Annotated in this window: 25 protein-coding genes; 10 read left to right on the top strand and 15 right to left on the bottom strand. The window is 63.5% G+C overall.

Annotated features, from left to right (window positions below; genetic code table 11):
* Window positions 1-205: 205 nt before the first annotated feature.
* The 7 genes from JQ553_RS19050 to JQ553_RS19020 all read right to left on the bottom strand — a co-directional run bounded on the left by JQ553_RS19050 (window position 206) and on the right by JQ553_RS19020 (window position 7,416).
* On the bottom strand, window positions 206-1,162 hold the full coding sequence (locus JQ553_RS19050) for a homocysteine S-methyltransferase family protein (RefSeq protein WP_212501551.1): 957 nt from the start codon (window positions 1,160-1,162) through the stop codon (window positions 206-208).
* 253 nt (window positions 1,163-1,415) lie between these two features.
* The gene (gene argG, locus JQ553_RS19045; protein WP_212501550.1) at window positions 1,416-2,753 is read right to left on the bottom strand and encodes an argininosuccinate synthase; all 1,338 of its coding nucleotides are present in this window, start codon (window positions 2,751-2,753) and stop codon (window positions 1,416-1,418) included.
* A gap of 103 nt (window positions 2,754-2,856) precedes the next feature.
* Window positions 2,857-3,627 carry a phosphatase PAP2 family protein gene (locus JQ553_RS19040; RefSeq protein ID WP_212501549.1) on the bottom strand — a complete coding sequence of 257 codons (771 nt, stop codon included), beginning with the start codon at window positions 3,625-3,627 and terminating at the stop codon, window positions 2,857-2,859.
* A 172-nt stretch (window positions 3,628-3,799) separates the two neighbouring features.
* Window positions 3,800-4,288 (bottom strand): hypothetical protein, encoded by a 489-nt coding sequence (locus tag JQ553_RS19035; RefSeq protein ID WP_212501548.1) that lies wholly within the window; start codon window positions 4,286-4,288, stop codon window positions 3,800-3,802.
* Window positions 4,289-4,430: 142 nt separating this feature from the next.
* Window positions 4,431-5,642 (bottom strand): 23S rRNA (adenine(2503)-C(2))-methyltransferase RlmN, encoded by a 1,212-nt coding sequence (gene rlmN, locus JQ553_RS19030; protein WP_212501547.1) that lies wholly within the window; start codon window positions 5,640-5,642, stop codon window positions 4,431-4,433.
* A 182-nt stretch (window positions 5,643-5,824) separates the two neighbouring features.
* Window positions 5,825-6,448, bottom strand: coding sequence for an invasion associated locus B family protein (locus JQ553_RS19025; RefSeq protein ID WP_312015168.1), 624 nt, complete (start codon window positions 6,446-6,448; stop codon window positions 5,825-5,827).
* 128 nt (window positions 6,449-6,576) lie between these two features.
* Window positions 6,577-7,416 (bottom strand): SDR family oxidoreductase, encoded by an 840-nt coding sequence (locus JQ553_RS19020; protein WP_212501546.1) that lies wholly within the window; start codon window positions 7,414-7,416, stop codon window positions 6,577-6,579.
* An 89-nt stretch (window positions 7,417-7,505) separates the two neighbouring features.
* Here JQ553_RS19020 and JQ553_RS19015 point away from each other — a divergent pair, with 89 nt between their 5' ends.
* From JQ553_RS19015 to JQ553_RS19005, 3 genes are all read left to right on the top strand, one after another.
* Entirely contained in the window at window positions 7,506-8,480 is a 975-nt protein-coding gene (locus JQ553_RS19015) for an NADPH:quinone oxidoreductase family protein (protein ID WP_212501545.1), read from the top strand.
* A gap of 302 nt (window positions 8,481-8,782) precedes the next feature.
* On the top strand, window positions 8,783-9,625 hold the full coding sequence (locus JQ553_RS19010) for an SEL1-like repeat protein (RefSeq protein WP_212501544.1): 843 nt from the start codon (window positions 8,783-8,785) through the stop codon (window positions 9,623-9,625).
* A gap of 18 nt (window positions 9,626-9,643) precedes the next feature.
* A complete protein-coding gene (locus JQ553_RS19005) occupies window positions 9,644-10,816 on the top strand; it encodes a TAXI family TRAP transporter solute-binding subunit (protein ID WP_212501543.1) in 1,173 nt (390 codons plus the stop codon).
* A gap of 265 nt (window positions 10,817-11,081) precedes the next feature.
* Here JQ553_RS19005 and JQ553_RS19000 read toward each other — a convergent pair whose 3' ends face one another.
* Window positions 11,082-11,459 (bottom strand): YkvA family protein, encoded by a 378-nt coding sequence (locus JQ553_RS19000; protein ID WP_212501542.1) that lies wholly within the window; start codon window positions 11,457-11,459, stop codon window positions 11,082-11,084.
* Between the two features lie 85 nt (window positions 11,460-11,544).
* Window positions 11,545-11,850 (bottom strand): 4a-hydroxytetrahydrobiopterin dehydratase, encoded by a 306-nt coding sequence (locus tag JQ553_RS18995; protein WP_212501541.1) that lies wholly within the window; start codon window positions 11,848-11,850, stop codon window positions 11,545-11,547.
* A 224-nt stretch (window positions 11,851-12,074) separates the two neighbouring features.
* Here JQ553_RS18995 and JQ553_RS18990 point away from each other — a divergent pair, with 224 nt between their 5' ends.
* Both JQ553_RS18990 and JQ553_RS18985 read left to right on the top strand, forming a co-directional pair.
* Window positions 12,075-13,490 (top strand): TAXI family TRAP transporter solute-binding subunit, encoded by a 1,416-nt coding sequence (locus tag JQ553_RS18990; protein WP_212501540.1) that lies wholly within the window; start codon window positions 12,075-12,077, stop codon window positions 13,488-13,490.
* Window positions 13,491-13,666: 176 nt separating this feature from the next.
* Window positions 13,667-15,226 (top strand): alkaline phosphatase, encoded by a 1,560-nt coding sequence (locus tag JQ553_RS18985; RefSeq protein ID WP_212501539.1) that lies wholly within the window; start codon window positions 13,667-13,669, stop codon window positions 15,224-15,226.
* A 115-nt stretch (window positions 15,227-15,341) separates the two neighbouring features.
* Here the strand turns inward: JQ553_RS18985 and JQ553_RS18980 are convergent, their stop codons facing one another.
* Window positions 15,342-15,719, bottom strand: a complete 378-nt coding sequence (locus JQ553_RS18980) for a response regulator (RefSeq protein WP_212501538.1) — start codon at window positions 15,717-15,719, stop codon at window positions 15,342-15,344.
* 203 nt (window positions 15,720-15,922) lie between these two features.
* Here JQ553_RS18980 and JQ553_RS18975 point away from each other — a divergent pair, with 203 nt between their 5' ends.
* The 3 genes from JQ553_RS18975 (at window position 15,923) to JQ553_RS18965 (ending at window position 20,135) form a co-directional block, all read left to right on the top strand.
* Window positions 15,923-16,687: a Crp/Fnr family transcriptional regulator gene (locus JQ553_RS18975; RefSeq protein ID WP_212501537.1), complete on the top strand. Its 765-nt coding sequence runs from the start codon at window positions 15,923-15,925 to the stop codon at window positions 16,685-16,687.
* Between the two features lie 276 nt (window positions 16,688-16,963).
* Window positions 16,964-18,790, top strand: coding sequence for a translational GTPase TypA (gene typA, locus JQ553_RS18970; RefSeq protein WP_212501536.1), 1,827 nt, complete (start codon window positions 16,964-16,966; stop codon window positions 18,788-18,790).
* 97 nt (window positions 18,791-18,887) lie between these two features.
* Entirely contained in the window at window positions 18,888-20,135 is a 1,248-nt protein-coding gene (locus tag JQ553_RS18965) for an NAD(P)/FAD-dependent oxidoreductase (RefSeq protein WP_212501535.1), read from the top strand.
* 125 nt (window positions 20,136-20,260) lie between these two features.
* Here JQ553_RS18965 and JQ553_RS18960 read toward each other — a convergent pair whose 3' ends face one another.
* On the bottom strand, window positions 20,261-20,668 hold the full coding sequence (locus JQ553_RS18960; RefSeq protein ID WP_212501534.1) for a thiol-disulfide oxidoreductase DCC family protein: 408 nt from the start codon (window positions 20,666-20,668) through the stop codon (window positions 20,261-20,263).
* Window positions 20,669-20,805: 137 nt separating this feature from the next.
* Window positions 20,806-21,702: a S9 family peptidase gene (locus JQ553_RS18955; protein WP_212501533.1), complete on the bottom strand. Its 897-nt coding sequence runs from the start codon at window positions 21,700-21,702 to the stop codon at window positions 20,806-20,808.
* A gap of 256 nt (window positions 21,703-21,958) precedes the next feature.
* On the opposite strand from JQ553_RS18955, the gene JQ553_RS18950 reads away from it, so the two are divergent.
* Window positions 21,959-22,468, top strand: a complete 510-nt coding sequence (locus tag JQ553_RS18950; protein WP_212501532.1) for a GNAT family N-acetyltransferase — start codon at window positions 21,959-21,961, stop codon at window positions 22,466-22,468.
* Window positions 22,469-22,631: 163 nt separating this feature from the next.
* Window positions 22,632-23,162, top strand: a complete 531-nt coding sequence (gene ppa / locus JQ553_RS18945) for an inorganic diphosphatase (protein ID WP_212501531.1) — start codon at window positions 22,632-22,634, stop codon at window positions 23,160-23,162.
* Window positions 23,163-23,240: 78 nt separating this feature from the next.
* On the opposite strand, the gene JQ553_RS18940 is transcribed toward ppa, so the two are convergent.
* The 3 genes from JQ553_RS18940 to JQ553_RS18930 are packed head-to-tail and all read right to left on the bottom strand — an operon-like array spanning window position 23,241 to window position 24,790.
* Window positions 23,241-24,125, bottom strand: a complete 885-nt coding sequence (locus JQ553_RS18940; RefSeq protein WP_212501530.1) for a bifunctional methylenetetrahydrofolate dehydrogenase/methenyltetrahydrofolate cyclohydrolase — start codon at window positions 24,123-24,125, stop codon at window positions 23,241-23,243.
* Between the two features lies 1 nt (window position 24,126).
* Window positions 24,127-24,459 (bottom strand): DUF167 domain-containing protein, encoded by a 333-nt coding sequence (locus JQ553_RS18935; protein ID WP_212501529.1) that lies wholly within the window; start codon window positions 24,457-24,459, stop codon window positions 24,127-24,129.
* A gap of 40 nt (window positions 24,460-24,499) precedes the next feature.
* Window positions 24,500-24,790 carry a YggT family protein gene (locus tag JQ553_RS18930; protein WP_212501528.1) on the bottom strand — a complete coding sequence of 97 codons (291 nt, stop codon included), beginning with the start codon at window positions 24,788-24,790 and terminating at the stop codon, window positions 24,500-24,502.
* Window positions 24,791-24,891: the final 101 nt, after the last annotated feature.

The raw sequence follows: 24,891 nt of genomic DNA, 5'->3' as shown, positions 1-24,891 counted from the left end.
GAGTTTCAGGAAGAGCCGAATCGGATTAAGAGAAGCAGAAGCTGATGCGCCGGCCAGGCCAAAGCACGATCCGGAAAAGTGCGTAGCGGTTTTCCGAAGAGATCATGCTCAAACAAAGAGCCGGAGCACGATGATGATTCGTCCTCATCTCATCGTGCTCTGATGGCTTGCGGATGGCGCTGCTATTAAGTGCTGCTTGCTTTCATCAGCCGCTCCGCGGGCGCGGAACGACACAGGCTTCGCAGATAGCCGCGACGTGACGATGATCCGTGCCGCAGCAGCCGCCGAGGATGCGCATGCGCGGGAATGAGCGCCGCAGATCCGCATAGCGGCGGCCGAGATCGGACGGATCGCCACAATCCAGCACTTCGGACTCGTCGAGTTCCTGGTGGCTCTTGGTCGAGGCGTTGGCCCTGACGCCATGAATGCGGTTGACCCATGCTTCGCCGGCGGCCAGCGCGCTCTCGAAATGGGTCGGATGGGCGCAATTGATCAGGAAAAATTCCGGGGCATTTTTCGTTTCGCGATCGACGGCCTCGATCGCCTCGCGCAGGGTCTCGCCCCTCACGAGCCGCCCGTTCGTCTCGACTGTAAACGATATCACGACCGGAATGGCTAGCGCCTGGGCCGCGCGTGCGATGCCGATCGCCTCGTCGATGCCGTTCAGGGTGTAGGCCGTCACCAAATCGGCGCCGGCCTCCGCAAAGGCGCTGACCTGCGCCGCGTGATACGCCTCGGCTTCCGACGCGTCCATGTTGCCGGCCTTGTAGCCGTCACCGCGCGGGCCGATCGCGCCGCTGATGACGCAAGTCATCTTCGGGCTTTCCCAATTGGCCCGCAATTCATCCAGGAACTCGATCGAACGCATATTGATCGATCTGAGCGCCGCCGCGTCGTAATCGAGCTTGGCGCCCCAATCAGGGTTGGCGCGCCAAGTCGGGCTGTCGAGCACGAAGCCGGCGCTATGGTCGCGGGCGATCGCGAGATAGGATTCGTAATACCGTTTCAGCTGTTGCCGGCCTTCGTCACTGTCGAGCAGGACGAATGCCGCGAAGTGCGGCAACTCGATCCCACGATGGAAGATCAGGGTCGTCTCCAGCCCGCCATCGGTGAGAAAAATCCCGCCGCGCCGTTGCGGCAGATCGTATCGGTATTTCGTCATCTCACGACTCCGTCGGTCAAACACGTCACCTGTACGTCTGACGAGGCCGGCCCGGGTCTGACGGAGTTGGTGACGCATAATGTCGCGGCGTCCTGGACGGCGCGCGCTGCGGCTAGTTTTCGCTCCATGAAGCCCCGGACATCAGACACGTGCGCCAGCACGTCGCACCTCGGCCGCGCCGCCCGCGGTGGCACGGCAACCTTGAGGCCTGCGCACGTTACTGCCCCGGCGCGGCCCGCGGCCAGCGCGCGCTTCAGCCCTTGTCGCTCTCGAGCCTGAAGATCTGGGAACCTTCGCCGCTCGAGAGCAAGCCGGTCTTGCCGTAGAGATTGAGCTTGGCGCGGGTGTCGGCGATGTCGAGGTTGCGCATGGTCAGCTGCCCGATACGATCCGCCGGCGTGAATACCGCGTCCTCCACCTTCTCCATGCTGAGCCGCTCCGGCGCATAGGTCAGATTGGGGCTCTCGGTGTTGAGGATCGAGTAATCATTGCCACGGCGAAGTTCGAGCGTCACCTCGCCGGTGACGGCGCGCGCCACCCAGCGCTGAGCGGTTTCGCGCAGCATGAGGGCTTGCGAATCGAACCACCGCCCCTGGTAGAGCAGCCGGCCGAGACGCAGGCCGCTGATGCGATACTGCTCTATCGTGTCCTCGTTGTGGATGCCGGTGACCAGCCGCTCATAGGCGATGTGCAGGAGTGCCATGCCGGGGGCTTCGTAGATGCCGCGGCTCTTGGCCTCGATGATCCGGTTCTCGATCTGGTCGCTCATGCCAAGACCGTGCCGGCCACCGATGACGTTTGCCTCGAGGAACAGTGCGACCGGATCGGCAAAGCTCTGACCGTTTAGCGAGACGGGCTGGCCCTCCTCAAACCGCACGACGACCTTTTCAGCCTTGACGGCGCAGTCCTCGCGCCAGAACGCCACGCCCATGATCGGATTGACGATCTTGATGCCGCTGTCCAGACGCTCGAGATCCTTGGCCTCGTGGGTTGCGCCGAGCAGATTGCTGTCAGTCGAATAGGCTTTTTCGGCGCTCATCTTGTAGGCGAATCCGCTGGCGGTCATGAACGCCGACATTTCCGCGCGGCCGCCCAGCTCATCGATGAACTGCTGGTCGAGCCAAGGCTTGTAGATCCTCAAATTCGGGTTGGTCAGCAGGCCGTAGCGGTAGAAACGCTCGATGTCGTTGCCCTTGAAGGTCGAGCCGTCGCCCCAGATGTTGACGCCGTCCTCCTGCATGGCCGCGACCAGCATCGTGCCGGTGACGGCGCGGCCGAGCGGTGTGGTATTGAAATAGCTGATGCCGCCAGTCGAGACATGGAAGGCGCCCGATTGGATGGCGGCGATGCCTTCATGGACCAACTGCGTACGGCAGTCGACGAGCCGAGCTTTCTCGGCGCCGAAGTCCAGCGCCTTGCGCGGAATCTCGTCGTAATCAGCCTCGTCGGGCTGGCCGAGGTTCGCGGTATAGGCGAAGACACGCGCGCCCTTTTGCTTCATCCACAACAGCGCCGCGCTGGTGTCGAGCCCGCCTGAGAAGGCGATGCCGACTTTTTCCCCCTTGGGCAGGCTTTTCAGGATCGTGCTCATGAAGCGTCCAATCGGTCGAATTCGTGCTGCGGTTTGGCTGGCCGAATAACAAATTTCGCTGCGATGGGCACGCGTTTAATGGCGACTCGCGTGATGACCTCGCTCACGCCGCGGAGTCTGCCTTGCGGCCCCGCCAGCGCTGAATCAGCCGGTAGCTGGGCCAGGCCAGCCGCGTCAGCGCCGCATCCACCTGCTCGTCGGTGAGGCGGGTCGCAGCCCAACGGTAGATCAGGGCGTAGGCGAGCCAGATCACGAAGAACGTCACCAGGCCGGCAATGGCGACGTCGGTGAAGAAATGCCCGCCAAAGGCCATCCGCAGGGCACTGGTGGCAACGCCGAACACGGTCGCCGCGGTGTAGGCCAGTGGCCGCCAGACCGGCGGCGCCAGCGCTGCCGGCGCATAGGTCCAGAACGCGGTCGCGCCCTCGCCGGAGAAGAACGAGCAGTTGCGCGCGCAGGTGCCGCGCGGATCCCACCACGGCACGAACTGCTGGTCACCGCTGAACTCGATCACCACGACCGGCCGCGGCCGGCCCCAATAGGTCTTGAAGGTGAGGTTGGTGAGGACACCGGCGGAGAGGATCATCGTCGCCACCAGGAAGATCGCCGCGCGGCCCGAGATCAGCATCGGCCGGTCCGGCCGGATGAGCTTCACCACAACGGCCGCAATCGCCGGCAGCGCGAAACCCCATGCGATCCACATCGCCGCATCGCGCGCAACCGCCGCGACTGCGTTGAGCTTCAACGGGAACACCTTGTGCGCGGCATCATAGAACAGCGCCGCCAATTTAAGATCGAGCTCGGGATAGACCCCGAACAACAGCCCGATGACGAGCGCGAGGCCGAGCGCGATGACAAGTCCGGTCCGGTTCATGGCGCGCGGTTTAGCCGAGGCGGCGCGGCGTGGAAACCCCCGCTCCACCCCGTCATTGCAAGCGAAGCGACGCGCCCGCCGTAGCCTTGGCGAAGGCGGAAGCAATCGATCCCTCCACGAAGCGCAAGAATGGATCGCTTCGTTGCTTCGCTCCTCGGATTGACGAGAGACATCACTGTTGTGGCCGCGACTGCGACGGCAACGGCGGAGGCGGCCGCAACGGGCGCGGCGGCTCTCGCCAGGTGCCGGCGGTGCGGCCCGCGATCAGCCAATAGACCAGGCCTGCGACGATGCCGGCGCCGGTCATGATCTCCAGGTGCCGGTGCACGATGCCGTTAAATTGCAGCGTATCCGGATCGAACGGGACCAGACCGAGATAGCAAGCCGCGCCGACCACCGCGCCGCCGACGGCATAGGCGAGCACGCTCCTGATATGGAAGGCCTCGGTGATCAGCACGACGACCAGCGCCGGAAGCAGCGCAAAGCCGGAAATGAAGATGAAGCCAAAGCCGAGCACGATGTTGATCGCGCCCTGGTCGATCTCCGCGCCGAGATCGTTGATCTCCGGATAGAGCACGGCGCCGACCACGATGATTCCGGCCACGAAGCAGGCGGCGAGAAAGGCGAAGAACACGACGAACAGGCGGCCGATCAGCGCCATGCTGGGAATTCTCCGTCATTGCGAGTGGCTCGCGACAAAATTGCAAAGCAATTTTGCGCTGAAGCGACGAAGCATGCCCGGCAAATGGATTGCTTCGCTTCGCCCGCAATAAGGACGCGAACCGTGTTGTCCCTCACAACGCTCAGTCCGTCATCGCCATCGCGCGCAGCGCCTGGCGCTCCCGCACGGAGAGCTTTTCGGTCTCCGACTTCAACTGCCCGCAGGCGGCGAGGATGTCGCGGCCGCGCGGGGTGCGCACCGGCGAGGAATAGCCGGCATTGAAGATGTATTCGGAGAACTTCTCGATCTGCTCCCAGTCCGAGCATTCGTAACGCGTGCCCGGCCACGGATTGAACGGGATCAGGTTGATCTTCGCCGGAATACCCTTGAGCAGCTTCACCAGCAGCTTGGCGTCATCCAGCGAATCGTTGACGCCTTTGAGCATCACATATTCGAAGGTGATGCGCCGGGCGTTCGACGCGCCGGGATAGTCGCGGCAGGCCTGCAAAAGCTCGGCGATCGGATATTTGCGGTTCAGCGGCACGAGTTCGTCGCGCAACTCGTCGCGCACCGCATGCAGCGAGATCGCGAGCATCACGCCGATCTCCTCCCCGGTGCGCTTGATATTCGGCACCACACCCGAGGTCGACAGCGTGATGCGACGGCGGGAGATGCCGATGCCCTCATTGTCGGCGACGATCAGGAGCGCATCGCGTACCGCGTCGAAATTGTAGAGCGGCTCGCCCATACCCATCATCACGACGTTGGTGACGCGGCGGCTGCCGTCCTCGCGGTCGGCCCAGTCGTTGAGGCGGTCGCGCGCCACCATCACCTGGCCGACGATCTCGCCGGCGGTGAGGTTGCGCACCAGCCGCTGCGTGCCCGTGTGGCAGAATGCGCAGTTCAGCGTGCAGCCGACCTGCGAGGAGACACACAGCGTGCCGCGGTCGGTCTCGGGAATGTAAACGCACTCGACCTCGTGCGGCTTCTCGAGCTTGTCGCCGCTCGGCAGCCGCAACAACCATTTGCGGGTGCCGTCGTTGGATATCTGCTCGGCGACCACCTCGGGACGATCGACGGTGAAATGCTTTTCCAGTTCGGCGCGCATCTCCTTCGAGACGTTGGACATCTCGTCGAAGCTCCTGGCGCCGCGGAAATACATCCAGTGCCAGAGCTGCTGGGTACGCATCTTCCGCTGCGACGGCTGAACGCCGATCTCGGCGAGGCGCTCGGCGATCTCGCCGCGCGACAGCCCAATCAGCGACGGCCTGGCCGGCGGCACGTAGGTTTCGAGCGGAACCTTTTCGAGCGGCGCGTTGGCCGTGTAGTTATGAACGATCGATTCTGCGGTCATCACACGTCTGGCTTTGCGGGATGTTGATCCTCAATCTGAGGAGCGGCGCCTCCTCCGCGTCTCGAAGAATGGGCCACCTGCCGGGTCTCATGGCTCGAAACGGCGCATGATGCGCCTCGTCGCCGTCAGCCCTCAGATAGGCTTTTCGGGGCTCACAAACAACGCTGATCCACTGGTCCGCGTTAGCGGCGGCAGTCCTGCGCGACCCGGTCAAGTGCCTGCGACAGGCCCTTCAGCGAGAACGTATCCGTCGTCTCGGTGCCCTTCGCCGAGACGCCCTTCACGGTCACCTCGGCCGACTTGCGCATGGCATCCACCATTCGCTCCTCCTCAGCCGCGTTCTTGATCCAGAGGCCGTCGCCCTGGGTATACATTGCATAGGACCCACCGCCGACTTCGAGCGTCGATTCGGAGCCCGGCTTCAGCGTATAGCCGATCATGACCGAGACTTCGTTGACGACCTTTTCCCCTGGCCGGGTCGAGACGAAGGCATAGGCCGGGTCGCGCGGGCGATTCGGCGGGTTGGTCTTCGACGACGACGGCTTTGCCAAGGCAAAACAGACCTTCTTGCCGTTTGGCGTGGCCATATAGGCGCCCCAGGTGCCGAACTGACCGATCAGCGTCGGCTCCGCGCCGCCGGCCGCAGCAGCAGCAGCTGCCGCTGGCGAAGCCGTGGGCTTGGCAGCAGGGGCGGCGGGCTTCGCCACGTCCTTGGACGGTTGCTTGGGCGTTCCTTGCGCCTGCGCAAGGGACGCGCCCCCGCACAGCAGCGCAGAAGCAACCAGCGATGTCAGTGTTTGCCGCACGGCCGACTGGTTCCCCCAACATTGTGACTGGAAGATGGCTCGGCGGTCCCCGTCCACCGGCGGGATGCATAACCGGAAACAGCCTTTTTGGGAAGGCACTTAGGCCCAGCGCGAAGTGGCCTCTGCCTTTACGACTTTGTCCGCATCGCGCGGTGCTTCTCCCACTGCGCATCGGTCCATTGCAGGAGGTCCTCGGCGCCGGAACCGCGCAAATGCGCGCCGCCGTCCAGCACCACCATCTCGCCATTGACGTAACCGGCCTGGTCGGAAATCAGGAAGCTCGCGAGATTGGCGAGCTCCAAATGCTCGCCGGCCCGGCCGAGCGGGTTGCGATTCCCCCAGCTCTCGCCGCGGCCTTCGGGGCGGAGCTGCCCGGTCGCACCGGCAGTCGGGAATGCGCCTGGCGCGATCGCGACCGTGCGGATCCCCTTTGGTCCCCATTCGACCGCGAGGCTCTTGGTCATCGCCAACACCGCGGTCTTGGCCATCGACGACGGTACGGTGAAGGCGCGGCCGGTAATGGTCGAGGTCGAGAGGATCGAGAGCACCACGCCCTTGCGCCCGCCCTCGATCCACCGCCGTCCGGCAGCGAGGGTACAATACATCGTGCCGTGCAGCGTCGGCGCCAGAATCGCGTCCGCCGCGCGGAACGACAGATGCTCGCTCTGCGCGATGAAGGTCGCCGCGGCATTGTTGACGAGAATGTCGAGCGGCGCGTCCTGCCAGATCGCATCCATCATGGCCTCGACGGCCGCACCGTCGCGGATGTCGCAGCGCTTGGCGGAAGCTTGGCTGCCGAACTCGCGGCGGAATTCGGCGGCGGTTTCCTCCAGCAATTCCAGCCGGCGGCCGCAGAGAATGAGCTCGGCGCCAAGCTCTGCAAAGCGGCGGCCCATGGCCGCGCCAAGGCCGGAGCCGCCGCCGGTAATCAGGATGCGCTTGTTCGCCAGCAGACTCTTTTCAAACATAGTTTGATCCCTCCGCATTGTATTGTCGCTTTGCCCCAAATCCGGCATGAAGCGGGAAGCCCTTGTGCGTCCGAACATCAGGTGTGTCCATGAAAGCCATCCTCTGCTCGCAATACTGCCAACCCGACGATCTCGTGCTGGCCGACGTGCCCGATCCCGTGGCCGGTCCCGGCGAAGCCGTCATCGCGATCAAGGCCGCAGCGCTGAATTTCTTCGACATCCTGATGATCCAGGGCAAATACCAGATCAAACCACCGTTCCCGTTCTCGCCGGCAGCCGAAGTGGCGGGCGTGATCGAAAGCGTCGGCGAAGGCGTCACGGATCTCAGGGTGGGCGATCGCGTCGTTGCCTCCTGCGGCCATAACGGCGCGCGCGAGAAGATCGCGCTCGCCGCGAATGCGATCGTGAAGATTCCCGACAATCTCGACTACGACCGCGCCGCCGGAATTATCATCATTTACGGCACCGCGCTGCATGCGCTTGAAGATCGCGCGAGCCCGAAGCCGGGCGAGACGCTCGCGGTGCTGGGCGCTGCCGGCGGCACCGGGCTTGCCGCCTGCGAACTCGGCAGGCTGATGGGCCTGAAGGTGATCGCCTGCGCATCATCGGACGAGAAGCTCGCATTCGCCCAGCAGCACGGCGCCGAAATGACGCTGAACTACGCCAAGGAAGATTTGAAGGAGGGTCTGCGCAAGCTTACCAACGGCAAGGGCGCCGACATCATCTTCGATCCGGTCGGAGGCAGCTACGCCGAGGCTGCGCTGCGCTCGACTGCGTGGGAAGGCCGCTTCCTGGTGATCGGCTTTGCCGCCGGCGACATCCCGAAAATGCCGCTCAATCTCGCGCTGCTGAAGGGTTGCGATATCCGCGGCGTTTTCTGGGGTGCTTGGGCGCGGCTCAATCCGGAGAAGAACCGCAAGAACCTCGAAAAGCTCGTGCAGTGGACCGCGGAGGGAAAGATCTCGTCGCACGTCGACCGCACCTTCCCGCTATCGCAGACCGCCGAGGCCCTGAAAGTGCTCGCCGGCCGCAAAGCCATGGGCAAAGTGATCCTGCATCCATGATGCAACCTGCACGTGCGTTGCATGCCGAACCAAAGGCTCGGCCTCACTCTTCCGTGAGTTGCGCTTTGGTTTCAGATATGGAACAATTCACTCCCTGCTTGCATATTAAATTGGCTGAATTGGACGTCTTTGCCGCAATTGAACCAAAATAAATCCCAATTCGCGCCGGTGGCCGCCGTTTTTTGGGCCGATTCGCCGTGCGATTTAGCGCCCGCAACGGGCACTCAGGGACCCCAACAACTATAACAACCCGCGCCAGAGATGCCCGATTGGTTGAGTCATAGTATCGGGGAAGCATCGTCATGGTGGGAAATCAAACACACGTTCACGGCAGCGATCCGCCGCGCCGCGCAGTCACAGACATCAACGACCCCGAATTTGCCCATTTTCGCTACCGCCGACAGCGCCAGACAGACATCGAGACCGGCGCGGACGAACCGGCTCCGCTGTTTCTTTCAAGCCAAACCGACGAGCACGACGCGGATTGGGACGCGCCCCCGGCGATACCGCGTCCGCGCCTGCGCATAGGTCTGCTCGCAGCGTCGGCCATTGCGCTTGTCGCGGCGGCGGTCATCACGCCGTTGTTCGTCGGCAGCCTGCGCGACGCAATCCAGAGCGCCAGGACAGCGCTGATCGGCGTTTCGCCGACCCAGACGCGCGCAGAAGTAGCAGCTGCGCTTCGCGGCTCCGGCGCGAAGGAGCCATCGCCCCCGCCTGCTGCTGCAGGCCCGCCAACCCGCGCCGACATCGCGGCCGCTTACCAGGAAGCGATCAAAGGCCAGGTCGTGGCGCGCGACGCGCCCGCGGCTGCGCCGCCGGCCGAGCCGCCACCGCCGGCGGCCGCAGCAGCGCCGCCGCCAAGGCGCCTCGATCCGGATGCCGTCGCTGCACTTCTAAAGCGGGCCAACAGCCTGCTAGCGATCGGCGACGTCGCACCGGCGCGACTGCTGCTTGAGCGGGCGGCGGACGGACAGGACGCGGATGCGGCGCTGTTGCTGGCGCGCACTTACGATCCGGACGTGCTGGCGGCCGTGGACAAACGCAGCATCACGCCCGATCCGGAGATGGCGCGTTTCTGGTATCGCAAGGCCGCCGAACTCGGCTCACAGCAGGCGCAGCAACGCCTCTCGCAATTGCAGAATTAAGCTTACCCAGAGGGACAGATGCGACGCTTGTTTGGATTGGTAATGTTCATAACGGTGGCGGCTTGTAGCTTCGCGGCGCGCGCCGAACAGACTGAATTCGACCCGGCCAAGGTCAGCGACAGCCTGAAGGCGATCTTTCAGTTCGGTTCCACAAGCACCAAGCAGAGCCTGAACGCCAATACGGTCACGCTGATATCGGGCACGATCGGCGGCACCTATGTTCAGTTCGGCGCGGACCTCGCCTCCGTTCTCGACGACGGCAACAAGCTGCGGGTCCTGCCGATCGTCGGACGCGGCTCGGTACAGAGCGTCGCCGACATCCTGTTCCTGCAAGGCGTCGATCTTGGCATCGTGCGATCCGACACGCTCGACTATCTCGAGCGGAAGGGTTTCGCTAAAGGCATCAAGAAGCAGTTCACCTACGTGACCAAGCTCTATAACGAAGAGATGCATGTGGTCGCGTCGAAGTCGGTCCAGAACCTCAAGGAGCTTGATGGCAAGACGATCAGCGTCGACCTTCCCAATGGCGGCACCTTCGTCACGGCGCTGACGGTGTTCGAGCGGCTCGGGATGAAGCCGAAGGTCGTCTATATTGAGCAGCGCATCGCACTGGAGAAATTGAAGGCCGGCGAAATCGACGCCGTGATCGTGTGCGGCGGCAAGCCCTACAAGTCCGTGAGCGGCTTCAAGGACGATCGGTTCCACCTCGTGACGGTCGACTACGACAAGGCATTGCAGGACGACTATCTGCCTGCGAGCCTGTCGGCAAAGGACTACCCCAACCTGATTTCGGGGGAGGAGCGCGTCGACACGATCGCCGTTCCCGCCGTGCTTGCGGCGTACAATTGGGGATCCAACACCGAGAGGTACCGCAAGCTCACCACATTTGTGGACGCGTTCTTCACGAAGTTTCCGACGTTCCAGAATGCGCCGTTCCACCCGAAGTGGCGGGAAGTCTCGCTGTCGGCGCAGCTGCCAGGCTGGCAACGCTTCCCAGCGGCCCAGCAGTGGCTGGACCACCACGGCGTCGAAGCCGCCACGCGCAGCCGCTTCGATGAATTCCTAAAGCAGAATCCAACCGCGTCACGCGCGCAGACCGACTCCGAAAAGGAAGCTCTGTTCAAGCAGTTCCGGGCGTGGGAAACGGAAAACAACGCCCGTGCCCAGGCGCGCCCGAACGAACGGCGCTAGAGCATGATCCGGAAAAGTGTGTAGCGGTTTTCCCTCGCGACAAACGCGTAGCGTTTGCGCGGAGATCGTGCGCAAACAACAAGCTAAAGCGCGATGATGATTCATCCTGATCTCATCGCGCTTTAGAGCCTCATCGGTTCTGATCGAATCGGAACCAAAGCTCTAGATTCTTGTTTTGACGCGTTTTCTTCACGCGAACCGGCATCCACTTCGCGTGCAAGCGCGATCGCGTTGCGGGCATCTCCGCTGTCGACACGTCGGCGGCTCATTCCTCCGCGACCGTCCCGCGCTTCAGCGCGGCACGCGCGGCGTCACGATGCTCCGGCCTGATGTGGCTTGCCACCATGCGGATCGCGGTTGCAAGAACCGCGGCATCGTCGGTGAAGCCGAGGATCGGGAGCATGTCCGGCACAAAGTCGAACGGCAGGACGAAATAGGCCACGGCGCCGAGCAGCCCCGCCTGGACGTGCCGCGGCGTCTCCCGGTCGAAGGCACAATAATACGCGGCGAGCAGATCTTCGGCGAAGGGCAGTTGCGCCACCACCTTCTTGAACTTGCTCCGGAAACGGCGGCGCACGCTTTCGCGGTCCTGCGCCAGCCGGTCGGCGGGCTCAAAACCCACGCCATGTTCGCTTGATCCCATCGGACGGTTCCCCGGCGCCGCACGGCGGAACTCCGGCGGCTTGTCTTGAATCTGGGATGTCAAATTGCCGCTGCAAGGCAGTTAGTTATCCGATCCCGAGTTGCCTTGCGATCGCGTTCATGGCCTTGGCAAGATCGATATCCCGCTTGGTGACTCCGCCGACATCGTGCGTCGCCAGCACGACCTCGACCGTCTTGTAGACGTTCTTCCATTCGGGGTGATGGTCGTTTTTCTCCGCGACCAGCGCGGCGCGACACATGAAGCCGAAGGCCTCGTTGAAATCCTTGAACACAAACGTCCTTGCGATCGCCTCGCGGCCGGGCGTCTCGGACCAGCCGGAAAGTTCCCAAAGCGCCGCCTTTCTCGCTTCCGCTGACAGCCGTTCGATCATTGCCAACCTCCCGTTTGAGCCGACCCTGGACGTACCACGCTCCAGCTTAACAGCACTCCCGGGAATGGGATCCGTGCCGGAATCGAAGGCTGGCATCGCGTCCTATGGCCGCTGGTAACCATGACGCAGATGTAACAGCGCCGCCGCAGGGAATTTGCTACAATTGGACGACCAAACCGCGTTGGTAGTTTGAAATTGAGCTCAAACGATAGTTTGCGAGATCGATGACCGACGGCCCCGGCCCTGCCGCCACATCGCCCAAGCCACCACCCCGTTCGGCCAGGCGGCGGCTGACATTCGTGCTGATTGCGGGCGCGCTGGCCATTATCGGCGCACTGGTCGCGGGCTATTATTTCGCGGTGCGCCCGGTGACCCTGCGGATCGCGGTCGGGCCTCCCAACAGCGACGACCTGAGGGTGGTGCAGACGCTGGCGCAGGCCTTCAACAATCAGCAGAATAGCCAGGTCCGGCTCCGCCCGGTGCAGACCGATGGCGCCACCGCGAGCGCGCAGACCCTCGCTGACGGGAAGGCCGACCTCGCCATCATTCGCGGCGATCTCGAAGTGCCGAAAAACGCCCAAGCGGTCGCGACATTGCGCAAGAATGTCGTTGTGCTGTGGGTTCCGCCCGCCGCGAAGGGCAGGGGCAGGAAGGCCGCAAAGATCACCAAGATCGCGCAGCTCGCCGGCCACAAGGTTGGTGTCGTCGGCCGCACCGCGGCAAACGTCAATCTGCTGAAGACAATCCTGGTGCAATATGGCGTCGACCCGGCGAAGGTCGAGGTCATTCAGTTCCCGGCCAATGAAGCGGGGGACGCGATCCGCAACCAGAAGGCCGACGCCTATCTGGCGGCAGGGCCCGCCAACAGCAAGATTACGATCGACGCGATCGCGGCATCGACCCGCGAAGGCGGCGTGCCCACCTTCCTTTCCATCGACGCGGCGGAGGCGATCGCGCAAAACCATCCGGCCTACGAGGCCACCGAAATCCCCGCCGGCTCACTCGGCGCCGCTGACCGGCCCGAGGACGAGGTCAAGACCATCAGCTTCGCCCATCACATCGTCGCCCGAAGGGGCTTGTCCGAATCGACGGTGGCGGCGTTCACGCGACAATTGTTCTCGATCCGGCAGTCGCTCAAGAACGACTTCCCGCTGGCGGCCAAGATCGAAACGCCCGACACCGACAAGGATGCCACCATCCCGGTCCATCCGGGCGCGGCGGCCTTTGTCGATGGCGAGGAAAAGACCTTCCTCGACCGCTACAGCGATTACATCTGGTGGAGCCTGATGGCGCTCTCCGCGATGGGCTCCGCGGGCGCCTGGTTCGCCGGTTACCTCAAGCAGGACGAGCGGAACACCAACAGCTCGCAGCGCGAGCGGCTGCTTGAAATGCTGAAGACCGCGCGGCACAGCGATTCGACCGACGAGCTCGACCAGATGCAGGCGGAAGCCGACGACATCCTGCGCGACACGCTGGTGTGCTTCGAACATGGCGCGATCGAGCAGGGCACGCTGACCGCATTCAACATTGCGCTCGAGCAATTCCACAACGCGGTCGCCGACCGCAAGGCGCTGTTGATGAGCATGCCGCAGAACCTGCAGCGGGCAAGTGCCCAATTCAGGGCGGCCGGGACAGCGTAGCGTCCCTGGTTTTCCGATCACTCACGGCGGGAGCGCGGCTCCTTCGCGGATGCACCTTCGCTCTCACCCATGAGGCCAATGCTACCGGTCCGCTGTAATCCGCCCGTCATGGAATTTTTCTAGGTCTTGGCGCGATCGCGGTGCATTGTCGCGCTGCGGGGTTGCAGGAGGCTCCAATGACCCGGTTTTCGCGCAAATTCACTCGACGACGCTTCCTGTCCACCGCGGCCGCGACCGGGGCCGGCGTGCTCGCAATGCCCTATCTGTCTCGCGCCGCCGACCGGCCGGTGATCACCCACGGCGTGCAGTCCGGCGACGTCGGCGTCGATGGCGGCGTGGTCTGGGCCCGCGCCGATCGGCCGTCGCAGATGATGGTCGAGGTCGCGACCACGGAATCCTTCAAGGACGCCCGCACCCTGCCGCCGATCGCGGCGCTCCCGGAAAGCGACTTCACCGCCAAAATGCTGCTGGAGAACCTGCCCTCCGGCCAGGACATCTTTTATCGGGTCCGATTCCGCGACCTCTCCCATATCGACGTTGTCGGCGAGCCCGTGGTCGGCCGCTTCCGCACCGCGCCGAGCGACCGTCGCGATGTCAGCTTCGTCTGGGGCGGCGACGTCGCCGGCCAGGGTTGGGGTATCAATCCCGATGACGGCGGCATGTTCACCTTCTCCGCCATGAAGAAGCACAAGCCGGATTTCTTCCTGCATTCCGGCGATACGATCTATGCCGACGGCGTCATCACCGCGGAGCAGAAGCAGCCGGACGGCAAGATCTGGAAGAACCTCACGATCCCGGAGAAGGCGAAGGTCGCCGAGACGCTCGACGAGTTTCGCGCCGCGCACAAATACAACATGCTCGACGAGAATCTGCGCGCATTCAACGCCGAGGTGCCGATCTTCGTGCAATGGGACGACCACGAGGTGACCAACAACTGGTCGCTGTCGAAGCAATTGCCCGCGTCCTACAAGGAGCGCGACATCACGCTGCTCGCGGCGCGCGCTGCCCGCGCCTTCCACGAGATGTATCCGATGCGCGAGAGCATCGTCGAGCCCGGCCGGGTCTATCGCACGCTGAGCTACGGTCCGCACCTCGACGTGTTCATGCTCGACGAGCGCAGCTACCGCGGACCAAATGGTCCGAACCTGCAGACGACCTACGGCCCTGATGCCCACTTCATCGGGCCGGACCAGCTCGCCTGGCTGAAGCGCGCTCTGCTCAACTCGCGTGCAACCTGGAAGGTGATCGCCTCCGACATGCCGCTCTCGATCATCGTCTATGACGATGCCCCCAACAAGAAGGGCTCCGAAGCGTTTGCACAGGGCGACGGACCGCCGCGCGGCCGCGAGCTCGAGATCGCCGACATTCTGCGCTTCATCAAGACATCAGGAGTCGTCAACACGGTGTGGCTGACCGCCGACGTGCACTACGCCGCCGCGCATTATTACAATCCGAACAAGGCACAATTCCAGGAGTTCGATCCGTTCTGGGAATTCGTCTCCGGTCCTCTTCATGCCGGCACCTTCGGTCCGAACGAGCTCGACAACACTTTCGGGCCCGAGGTGAAGTTCATCAAGGCGCCCGGCCTTGAGAACCAGAACCTGCCGCCGTCGGCCGGAATGCAGTTCTTCGGCCACGTCAAGATCGACGGCGCCAGCGGCCAGATGACCGTGACGCTGCGCGACCGCGCCGATGTCGCGCTGTGGTCGACCACGCTCGATCCGAAACCGGTGTGAGTGGACGCAGGCGACTTCTCCCCTCAGCCGCGAGGGGGGAAGGCCGGCCGGTGAATAGTATCTGACAAAAGCGCCCCCGCGCGAGGCTCGTCTCGCGCCCGTGTGGAGGTGAGGCTCAGGTCGTCCGGCGCTTCAACGCAGCTTCGAGCGCTTCGCTCGAGCAGGGTTTTGTCAGCCGAGGCTTACAGGCGAGCGCCGTTGGCAGCAGTACATCCGCGCCGTAACCGGTGACGAATATGTAGGCCACGTTCAGCACATCGAGCCGCTCGGCGATCGCAAACGTCTTCTCTCCGCGAATGAGGCCGACGTCGAGCAGCGCGAAATCCGGCACGCGTTCGGCAATCATCTCGAGCGCACGCGCCACGCTGGCGGCAGTCCGCACCGTCTTCACGCCAAAGCCGAGGATCGTGTCTTCGAAATCGAGTGCGATGATCGGGTCGTCCTCGACGATCAGAACATCGCCGGGCACGCCGTCACAGAAGGCGGGTTCCATGGCTCGCCAGAGTCCGTTCTCTAGGGATGGATGACAGTCCGGATCCGATCCGGTCAGGTGGCCCGCGACCGGCACCTCAGACGAGCGCGCCGGTTGTTCCCAGCGCGAAACCACCACATCGCGACCGGCGCCGTCTGTTCACTAGTGCACATAAAATTCGGAACATTTTGATTATTGTCGGAGTTGGGAGATGGGAATTTCCAATGAGCACGAAACGGACCGATTTGGCCGGGGCGAATGACCGGCCCTTCAACAACCTACTGCGCCGGCTGAACGCCGCAGACTACAGCCTGATTGCGCCATACCTCTCGCTGGTGAACGCGCAGGCCAATGATCTGCTCTACAACCCCGGTGACGATGTCGAGACCGTGCATTTTCCATGTGGGCCGAGTCTCGTCTCCTACATGGTCCCCAACGAGGACGGGCGCGACGTGGAGACGATCCTGGTCGGCCGCGAGGGCGCGGTCGGCGGCATCGTGAGCCAGGGCTTCCTGCCGGCCTATACCCGCATCACCGTCAAGTTCGGCGGGCCGTTCGCCCGGCTTCCCGTCAGCAAACTGGACGCCACGAAAATCAAGTCGCAGTCGGTGCGCAACATCTTCGCACGTTATGCCGACTGCATGCTGGCACAGATTTTCCAGTCGACCGCCTGCAACGCGATCCACTCGATCGAACAGCGCGCCGCAAAGTGGATCATCTCGGCGATGGAGCGCACCAATGGCGATGGGGTGGTCCCGCTGACCCATGAGCAGCTCTCGACACTGCTCGGCGTCGGCCGCAGCTATACCAGCCGGGTGATCCAGAACTTCAAGGCAGAGGGCGTGCTGGAAACGCGTCGCGGCTCGATCGTGGTGCGCGACGTGGAGGCTTTGCGACGGCGCGCCTGCCTGTGCAACGAGGCGGTGAGGAATCATTTCGAGGAGGTGTTGCGAGGGGTCTACCCGAGCGAGGCATCTGAGGCGTGTTAGTCCCACCTCTTCCGCATAACTCCGTTTTCCGCTCTGAAAATCCATCGGCCCACCGCCAATAAACCATTGTTTTTTGGCGTTTTCTGACTATATTGCGGCGCAGCGCGCGAGGTGCCCGGTCCGCTGACCGGGCTTCCTTTTTGGGGCGATGCGTCCCCGTCAAATTTCTTAGGTATGAGCGTGATTCGAGCCCCGAAGGGGCCGCATGAGCGAACGGCCGGTCCCGGATGTCCGGCGAGATCGCGCTCAGGACCTTGCACGACCAGAAGAAGAGCCATGAACCTTCGTAACGTCGCCATCATCGCCCACGTCGACCACGGCAAGACCACCCTTGTCGACCGCCTGCTGCAGCAATCCGGCACCTTCCGCGAGAACCAGAAGGTGACCGAGCGCGCCATGGACTCCAACGACCTTGAGCGCGAGCGCGGCATCACCATCCTGGCGAAAGCCGCCTCGGTGCAGTGGAAGGACATCCGCATCAACATCGTCGACACACCCGGCCACGCCGATTTCGGCGGCGAGGTCGAGCGCATCCTCAACATGGTGGACGGCGCGCTGGTACTGGTCGACGCCGCCGAGGGACCGCTGCCGCAGACCAAATTTGTTGTGTCGAAGGCGCTCAAGGTCGGGTTGAAGCCGATCGTCGTGATCAACAAGGTCGACCGCCCCGACGCGCGCCCGACCGAAGTCATCAACGAGGTGTTCGATCTGTTCGCGGCGCTCGACGCGAGTGAAGAGCAGCTCGATTTCCCGATTCTCTATGGATCGGCCAAGCAGGGATGGATGGCCGACAGCCCGGAAGGACCGAAGGACCTCGGCATGCAACCGCTGTTCGATCTGATCGTGCGGCACGTCGCCTCGCCGAAGGTCGAACAGGGTCCGTTCCGCATGATCGGCACCATCCTCGAAGCCAATCCCTATCTCGGCCGCATCATCACGGGCCGCATCACCTCCGGCGTCATCAAACCGAATCAGCAGGTGAAGGTGCTGTCCGCCGACGGCAGACTGATCGAGCAGGGCCGCCTGACCAAGATCCTCGCCTTCCGCGGCCTCGAGCGCACCCCGCTCGAAGAGGCCGAAGCTGGCGACATCGTCGCCATTGCGGGTCTCACCAAGGGCACCGTCGCCGACACTTTCTGCGATCCATCCGTCGACACGCCGCTGACCGCGCAGCCGATCGATCCGCCGACGGTGTCGATGTCGTTCATCGTCAACAACTCGCCGCTCGCCGGCACCGAAGGCGACAAGGTGACCTCGCGTATGATCCGCGATCGCTTGATGCGCGAGGCTGAGGGCAACGTCGCGCTGCGCGTCGTCGAGGCAGCCGACAAGGATTCCATGGAGGTCTCAGGCCGCGGCGAATTGCAGCTCGCGATCCTGATCGAAACCATGCGCCGCGAGGGTTTTGAACTCTCGGTGTCGCGCCCGCGCGTCGTGCTGAGGAAGGACGAGGCGACCGGCGCGTGGCAGGAGCCGATCGAGGAGGTCGTGATCGACGTCGATGAGGAGCATTCCGGCGTCGTCGTGCAGAAGATGAGCGAACGCAAGGCCGAGATGATCGAGATGCGGCCCTCCGGCGGCAACCGCCTGCGGCTCGTGTTTTACGCGCCGACCCGCGGCCTGATCGGCTATCAGGGCGAGCTGCTCACCGACACCCGCGGCACCGCGATCATGAACCGCATCTTCCACGGCTATGCCCCCTACAAGGGCGAGATCCAGGGCCGCCGCAACGGCGTGCTGATCTCCAACGACCAGGGTGAAGCCGTCGCCTATGCGATGTTCAAGCTGGAGGATCGCGGCCCGATGATGATCGAGCCGGGCTGGAAGGTCTATCGGGGCATGATCGTAGGCGAGCACACCCGCGACAACGATCTCGAAATCAATGTGCTGAAGGGCAAGCAGCTCACCAACATCCGCACCACTTCGAAGGACGAGGCGGTGCGCCTGACCCCGCCGATCAGGATGACGCTGGAGAAGGCGCTCGCCTACATCGAGGACGACGAACTCGTCGAGGTCACGCCAAAGTCGATCCGCCTGCGCAAGAAGCACCTCGACCCGAACGATCGCAAGCGCGCGGAAAAGGCCAGGGAAGCGGTGGCGTGAGGGCCGCGAATGGCGAATGGGGAGTAGCGAATAGGGACGTTGCGTATCGGGGGCTTTCCGATACCCTGTTCGCCATTCGCCACTCACCATTCGCTCTTTGATGCCCCTCCCCTCCACAGTCGACGTTGCCATCATCGGCGCAGGCGCCGCGGGGCTCGGCGCCGCGAACACGCTGAAGCATTCCGGCCTTTCAATCCTGGTGCTTGAAGCCCGCGATCGCGTCGGCGGGCGCGCGCATACGATCAAGGCTGCGCCCGACGTCGTGTTCGATGTCGGCTGCGGCTGGCTGCATTCAGCCGACCAGAACACGTTTGTCCCCATCGCCGAGCGACTGAATTTCGAGCTCGACAAAACCTTGCCGCCGTGGCGCGAGCGCGCCTACGGCAAGGCATTTCCGCAGGTCGAGCGCGATGATTTTGTCCGCGCGCTCGACGAATTCTATGATCGCATCGAAGACGCCGCGCAATCGGGCAAGGACGGTCCCGCCAATCTCTATCTCGAGCCCGGCAATCGCTGGAACCCGATGATCGACGCGATATCGACCTATGTGAACGGCTGCGAGCTCGACCAGGTCTCGATCCTCGACTTCGATGCCTATGAGGATACCAACCTCAATTGGCGGGTGCGGCGCGGCTACGGCGCGCTGATCGCGGCCTACGCCACCCAGATTCCGGTCGCGCTGAACTGCGACGTCAGGCTGATCGATCACTCCGGCAAGCGCGTCCGCATCGAGAGCTCGCGCGGCACGATCGAGGCGGACAGGGTGATCGTGACCGTGCCGACAGATCTGATCGCCACCGAGGCGATCCGCTTTCACCCCGCGCGATCAGACAAGGTCGACGCAGCGCGCGGCCTGCCGCTCGGCCTCGCCGACAAGGTGACGCTGGCGCTCGATGAGCCGGAGGCGCTGCCGAAGGACGGCAACCTGCGTGGTGCCACCATGCGCACCGAGATGGGCACCTATCACATCCGCCCGTTCGGCCAGCCCTGTATCGAAGGCTTCTTCGGCGGCCGCTTCGCCCGGCAGCTCGAAGACGCCGGCGACGGCGCGCTCGCCGCGCATAGTATCGACGAGATCGTCTCCTTCCTCGGCAATGACTTCCGCCGCAAGCTGAAGCCGCTGACGGAATCGCGCTGGGCGCACGACCCGTTCGCCCGCGGCTCCTATTCGCACGCGCTGCCCGGCCACGCCGGCAAGCGCGCGGTGCTGGCGGCGCCGGTGGATGGACGGCTGTTCTTCGCAGGCGAAGCGACCTCGCCGCACTTTTTCTCGACGGCGCACGGAGCAAGGGATTCCGGGGAGAGGGCGGCGAAGGAAGTGCTGGCTGGTTCGTTGAGGAAGTAATCGCGACGTCATTGCGAGCGTAGCGAAGCAATCCATCTCTCTGCTTGCTGAAGCATGGATTGCTTCGTCGCTCCAGCGCAAAAGTGCTTTGCAATTTGTCGCGAGCTCTTCGCAATGACGCGGGCCTACTCCATCACCCTCCCCCGCATCTCCGCATCCGGCACGAAGCACGTCTCGTACTTCCCGAAGAGTCGATACCGGTTGTGCGCGATCAGGCTGTAGACCGCGTCGCGCAGCGGTTTTGGCACAGCGAACAGCATGCGCGTCCACCTCCATCCGGGGAGAAGGCTCAGCACCGTCAGCGCCGCATCGGATTTCATGTAGGCGACACCGTCGTGGACGACCGCATTCGTATCGGGATCGTTTGGATCGATGCCAAACGCCTTTGCCAGCCGCGCGCCGTAGTCCGACTGGATCGGCGTGAAACGGAAGCGCCTGGAGGTATCGCGGGCGATGACGAAGCGGACCCAGCGCGAGCAGAAGATGCAGACGCCATCGTAGAGGATCACATCATCGTCAGGCCAAGGTGTCATCGGCTATTCAGCATCTGCATGGTGACGAACAACGGCACGATCACAGGTCATCAGCTTGACGAAGGCGGTCCCGGTATCGGCGCCCAGAATCACGACGGCGCTGAGCACATGGAAATATTTGACTAGGAAATACGGGATCATCGCTTTCCGCTCACCACCGGATGCGGCGTCAGCGCGCGCGAGAGCTCGGGTGCCGCCAATCTCACGCCGTTCTCCGTTTCCGGCAGCCAGTGCCCCTCGCTGCCATAGGCCGGAAGCACGCGGAAATCCACTTTTCCGCCGATCTTGGCGAAGGCATCCGCGAGTCGGCGGGAAAACGCCGGCGCATAATAACTGTCATTGGCCGCAACCAGCCAGGTCACGGGGATGCCGGCGTGCGCACCGAATTCGGCGGCGGACGCAATCAGCGTGTGCGGGGCGCAGATCTGGTTTGGAAAATCATTGGCGCGGCCACCGCGCCCGGCCGCGAACACGATGATGCGCGATACGCCGCGTGGGTTTTCGCCTGCGAGCGCCACCGCACCCCATCCGCCCGCGGAATGGCCAACAATCACAGTGCCATCCCGCCGGATGAAGGCCTGCTGGCGCAGATAGTCCATGGCAAGGGCGATCTCGTCGGCGGTGGCACGCCCGGCGCGGAAATAATCCGCCTCGTCGCAGCCGCCCTGATCCTCGACATATTTGCCGCCGGTCGCGGCATGCCCCAGCCGTTCCGGCACCAACACCGCAAAGCCGCGCGCAACCAGCCAGTGGGCGAGCGCGCGATATTCCGGCTGCGGCATTTGCGCCCGGTGCAGCACGTTCTGCGTCGAAGCATGCGCAATCACGGCGAGCGGAAACGGGCCCTCGCCTGCGGGCCGAAACAGCAGAGCGTGCGCCGATATGGCGGGATCGGACGATGGCACCAGCCATTGCTGGCGCCGGTCCGGCTCCTCCCCCAAGTCCCGCGCGCCGAGAGCGGGCTGCGCCGGCGCAGTCCGCAAGCCAGCTATCGCGAGAACAGCCACCGCGACTACAATTCTCGCCGAATACATCAGTGCCCCCGAGGCGCGACCGCTCTGCGATTGAATTCCCAGCAAGAATAACCATGGCGAATCAATGCGGCTGAATTTTCTTGCGACAGCGGCACTGTCACAAAGCGGCCGGAGGCATGCCAGTCGCCGCGCGAGGCGGCCCTCTTGTCCTTTTTCGGTACAAGTGACCACATCACTGATGCAAAAAATCCACAGATTAACCGATAATTAACGATGGACCTTGAAGGCGGGCGTCCGACTTGCTTTGATTGCACCCATGAGCACAACCCTGATCGAGGTCCGGCCGGCCAAAGCTGCGGATGCAGCCGCGGTGGCGTCTACGCATGACGAGGCTTGGCGCTCCGCCTATCAGGGCATCATCCCCGGTGCAGAGTTGGAAAAGCTGATCAACCGCCGCGGCCCGCAATGGTGGGACAGCGCGATTCGCAAGGGCAGCCGCGTCAGCGTGCTGGTGTTCGGCGACAAGATCGCGGGCTACGCCAATTACGGGCGCAATCGCGCCCGCAGCCTGCACTTTGAAGGCGAAATCTACGAACTGTACCTGCGGCCGGAATTCCAGGGCCTCGGATTCGGCCGTCGTCTGTTCGCCGCCGCGCGGCGCGACCTGATGCAGAGCGGGCTGAAGAGCATGGTGATCTGGGCGCTCTCCGACAATGAGGCGGCAACCGAGTTTTACCGGGCGCTTGGCGGCCGGATGGTGGCGCGTTCGTCGGAGCGTTTCGGGCCGAAGTCGCTCGACAAGGTCGCTTTCGCCTGGTCCAACTGAAAATCCTGCTTCTCTCGCACATGCAGCAAGGCTAAACCAGCCTGAGCATGTCGCACGCCGGTCGGCCCGGGCTCAAGCCTGGACCATGTGCCGCTTCGCGCTGCGACAGCGCCAGAACAAAAAACTCACATCGTTTCACCTACGAGGCCACGCGGAGCAATCCATGCGTATCGACGCCATATCGACCGGAAAGAATCCGCCCCACGACGTCAACGTCATCATCGAAGTGCCCGTGGGCGGCGAGCCGATCAAATATGAGATGGACAAGGAAGCCGGCACGCTCGTGGTGGACCGCTTCCTCTACACGCCGATGCGCTATCCCGGCAATTACGGCTTCATCCCGCACACGCTCTCCGGCGACGGCGACCCCTGCGACGTGCTGATCATCAATACCCGCGCGATCGTACCTGGCGCGGTGGTGAGCGTTCGTCCGGTCGGCGTGCTGCTGATGGAGGACGAGGCCGGCGGCGACGAAAAGATCATCGCGGTACCGACGTCAAAGCTGACCCAGCGCTACGACAAGGTGAAGAACTATAGCGACCTCCCCGACATCACGCTGCAGCAGATCCAGCACTTCTTCGAGCACTACAAGGATCTCGAGAAGGGCAAATGGGTGAAGGTGCTGCGCTGGGGCGATGCGGGCGAAGCATGCAACCTGATTCTGGAAGGGATCGAGCGCGCGAAGAAGAAATAAGGGACGGAGATCCCTCAACGGTCAGCGGTTGAGTGAGAGCTCCTCACCGCAACCTCTCTCCCCGAAAGAGGGCGCAGATCACACCCCCGGCGCCGGCAGGCCGTGGATCGCGCAGGCCGCGCGCAGCGTATTCACCAGCAGGCATGCCACCGTCATCTGGCCAACGCCACCGGGCACCGGCGTGATCGCGCCAGCGACGTCGACCGCCTCCTGGAAGGCGACGTCGCCGACGAGCTTGGGCTTTCCGCCCGGCACCGGGATGCGGTTGATACCGACATCGATCACGGTCGCGCCGGGCTTCAGCCAGTCGCCGCGCACCATCTGCGGCTTGCCGACCGCGGCATAGACCAGATCTGCCTGTGCGCAGAGTTTCGGCAGATCACGCGAGCGCGAATGCGCGATCGTCACCGTTGCGTTCTCGTTCAACAACAGCTGCACCAGCGGACGGCCGACGAGATTGGAGCGGCCGATCACAATCGCATTCATGCCCTCGATTGAGCCATGCACGCTCTTGGTCAGGATGATGCAGCCGAGCGGCGTGCAGGGCGACAGCGCGGCAAAGCCACCGGCCAGCCGTCCGGCATTGTTCGGATGCAGGCCATCAACATCCTTGGCCGGATCGATCGCGTTGATGATGGTTTCGGTGTGGAGCGTCTTCGGCAGCGGGAGCTGAACCAGGATGCCATGAACCAGCGGATCGCGGTTGAGCCGCGCGATCAGAGCCAACAGATCGGCCTGCGAGACATCCGCCGTCAACTTGTGCTCGAACGAGGCCATGCCGGCGGCCTGCGTCTGCGTATGCTTGCTGCGGACGTAGACTTCGCTCGCGGGATCATTGCCGACCAACACCACCGCGAGCCCGGGCGTAAGCTGGTGATCGCGCTTGACGCGGGCGACCTCGGCGGCAACGCGGGCGCGGAGCTCGGCGGCGATGAGTTTTCCATCGATGATGCGGGCGGTCATGTCAGTCCCTTGTCTTTCCCGGCTCGGCTACGGTCAGTTTTTTCAAGGCGTCGCCCAGCTGCCTTGGATCACCCTCGACCGCCACCTGCTTGAGCCGCGAGGTGGTGCCGGACAGAATCTTGACGCGCGCCTTTGGCACACCGAGCGCTTTCGCCAACAATTCGGTCACGGCGCGATTGGCCTCGCCGCCCTCGGCAATGGCGCGAACCCGGATCTTCACCACCGTCCGGCCATTTGCCAGCGTTTCGATTCCGTCAATATCGTCGCGGCCACCGCGAGGTGTCACACGCAAGGCGATGCTGACGCCCTCGGTGGAATAGCGCCAAGGATCCATCGAGAAGCGTCCATCGAGAGGGGTCCATCAAGGCGTGCAGTCAGATGACGTTGGGGTAGATGTAGTACATGATCACCCGTTCGATAAACATGATGATCAGGATCACGATGATCGGCGAAATGTCGAGGCCGCCCAGGTTGGGCATCACGTTGCGGATCGGCCGCAGCACCGGCTCGGTGATCCGGTAAAGGAACTCGGCGACTGCCGACACGAACTGGTTGCGCGTGTTCACCACATTGAAGGCGACCAGCCAGGACAGGATCGCGGAGGCGATCAAGAGCCAGACGTAGAGATCAAGAACAATGACGACGATGTCGAGGACGGCGCGCATATGGGGGAGCTCGCGGGTGGGATTTCCCTGCTAGATATCGGTTCATTCCCCCTCAAACAAGAGAAGTTCCCGGCCAATCTGGCCGAAAACCCTGCGCTCAG

Origin of the sequence: Bradyrhizobium lablabi (genome assembly GCF_018131005.1) — a bacterium.
Taxonomy (GTDB): domain Bacteria; phylum Pseudomonadota; class Alphaproteobacteria; order Rhizobiales; family Xanthobacteraceae; genus Bradyrhizobium; species Bradyrhizobium lablabi_D.
The sequence above is the reverse complement of the archived record's forward strand: the minus strand, read 5'-3'. Positions and strand labels throughout refer to the sequence as shown.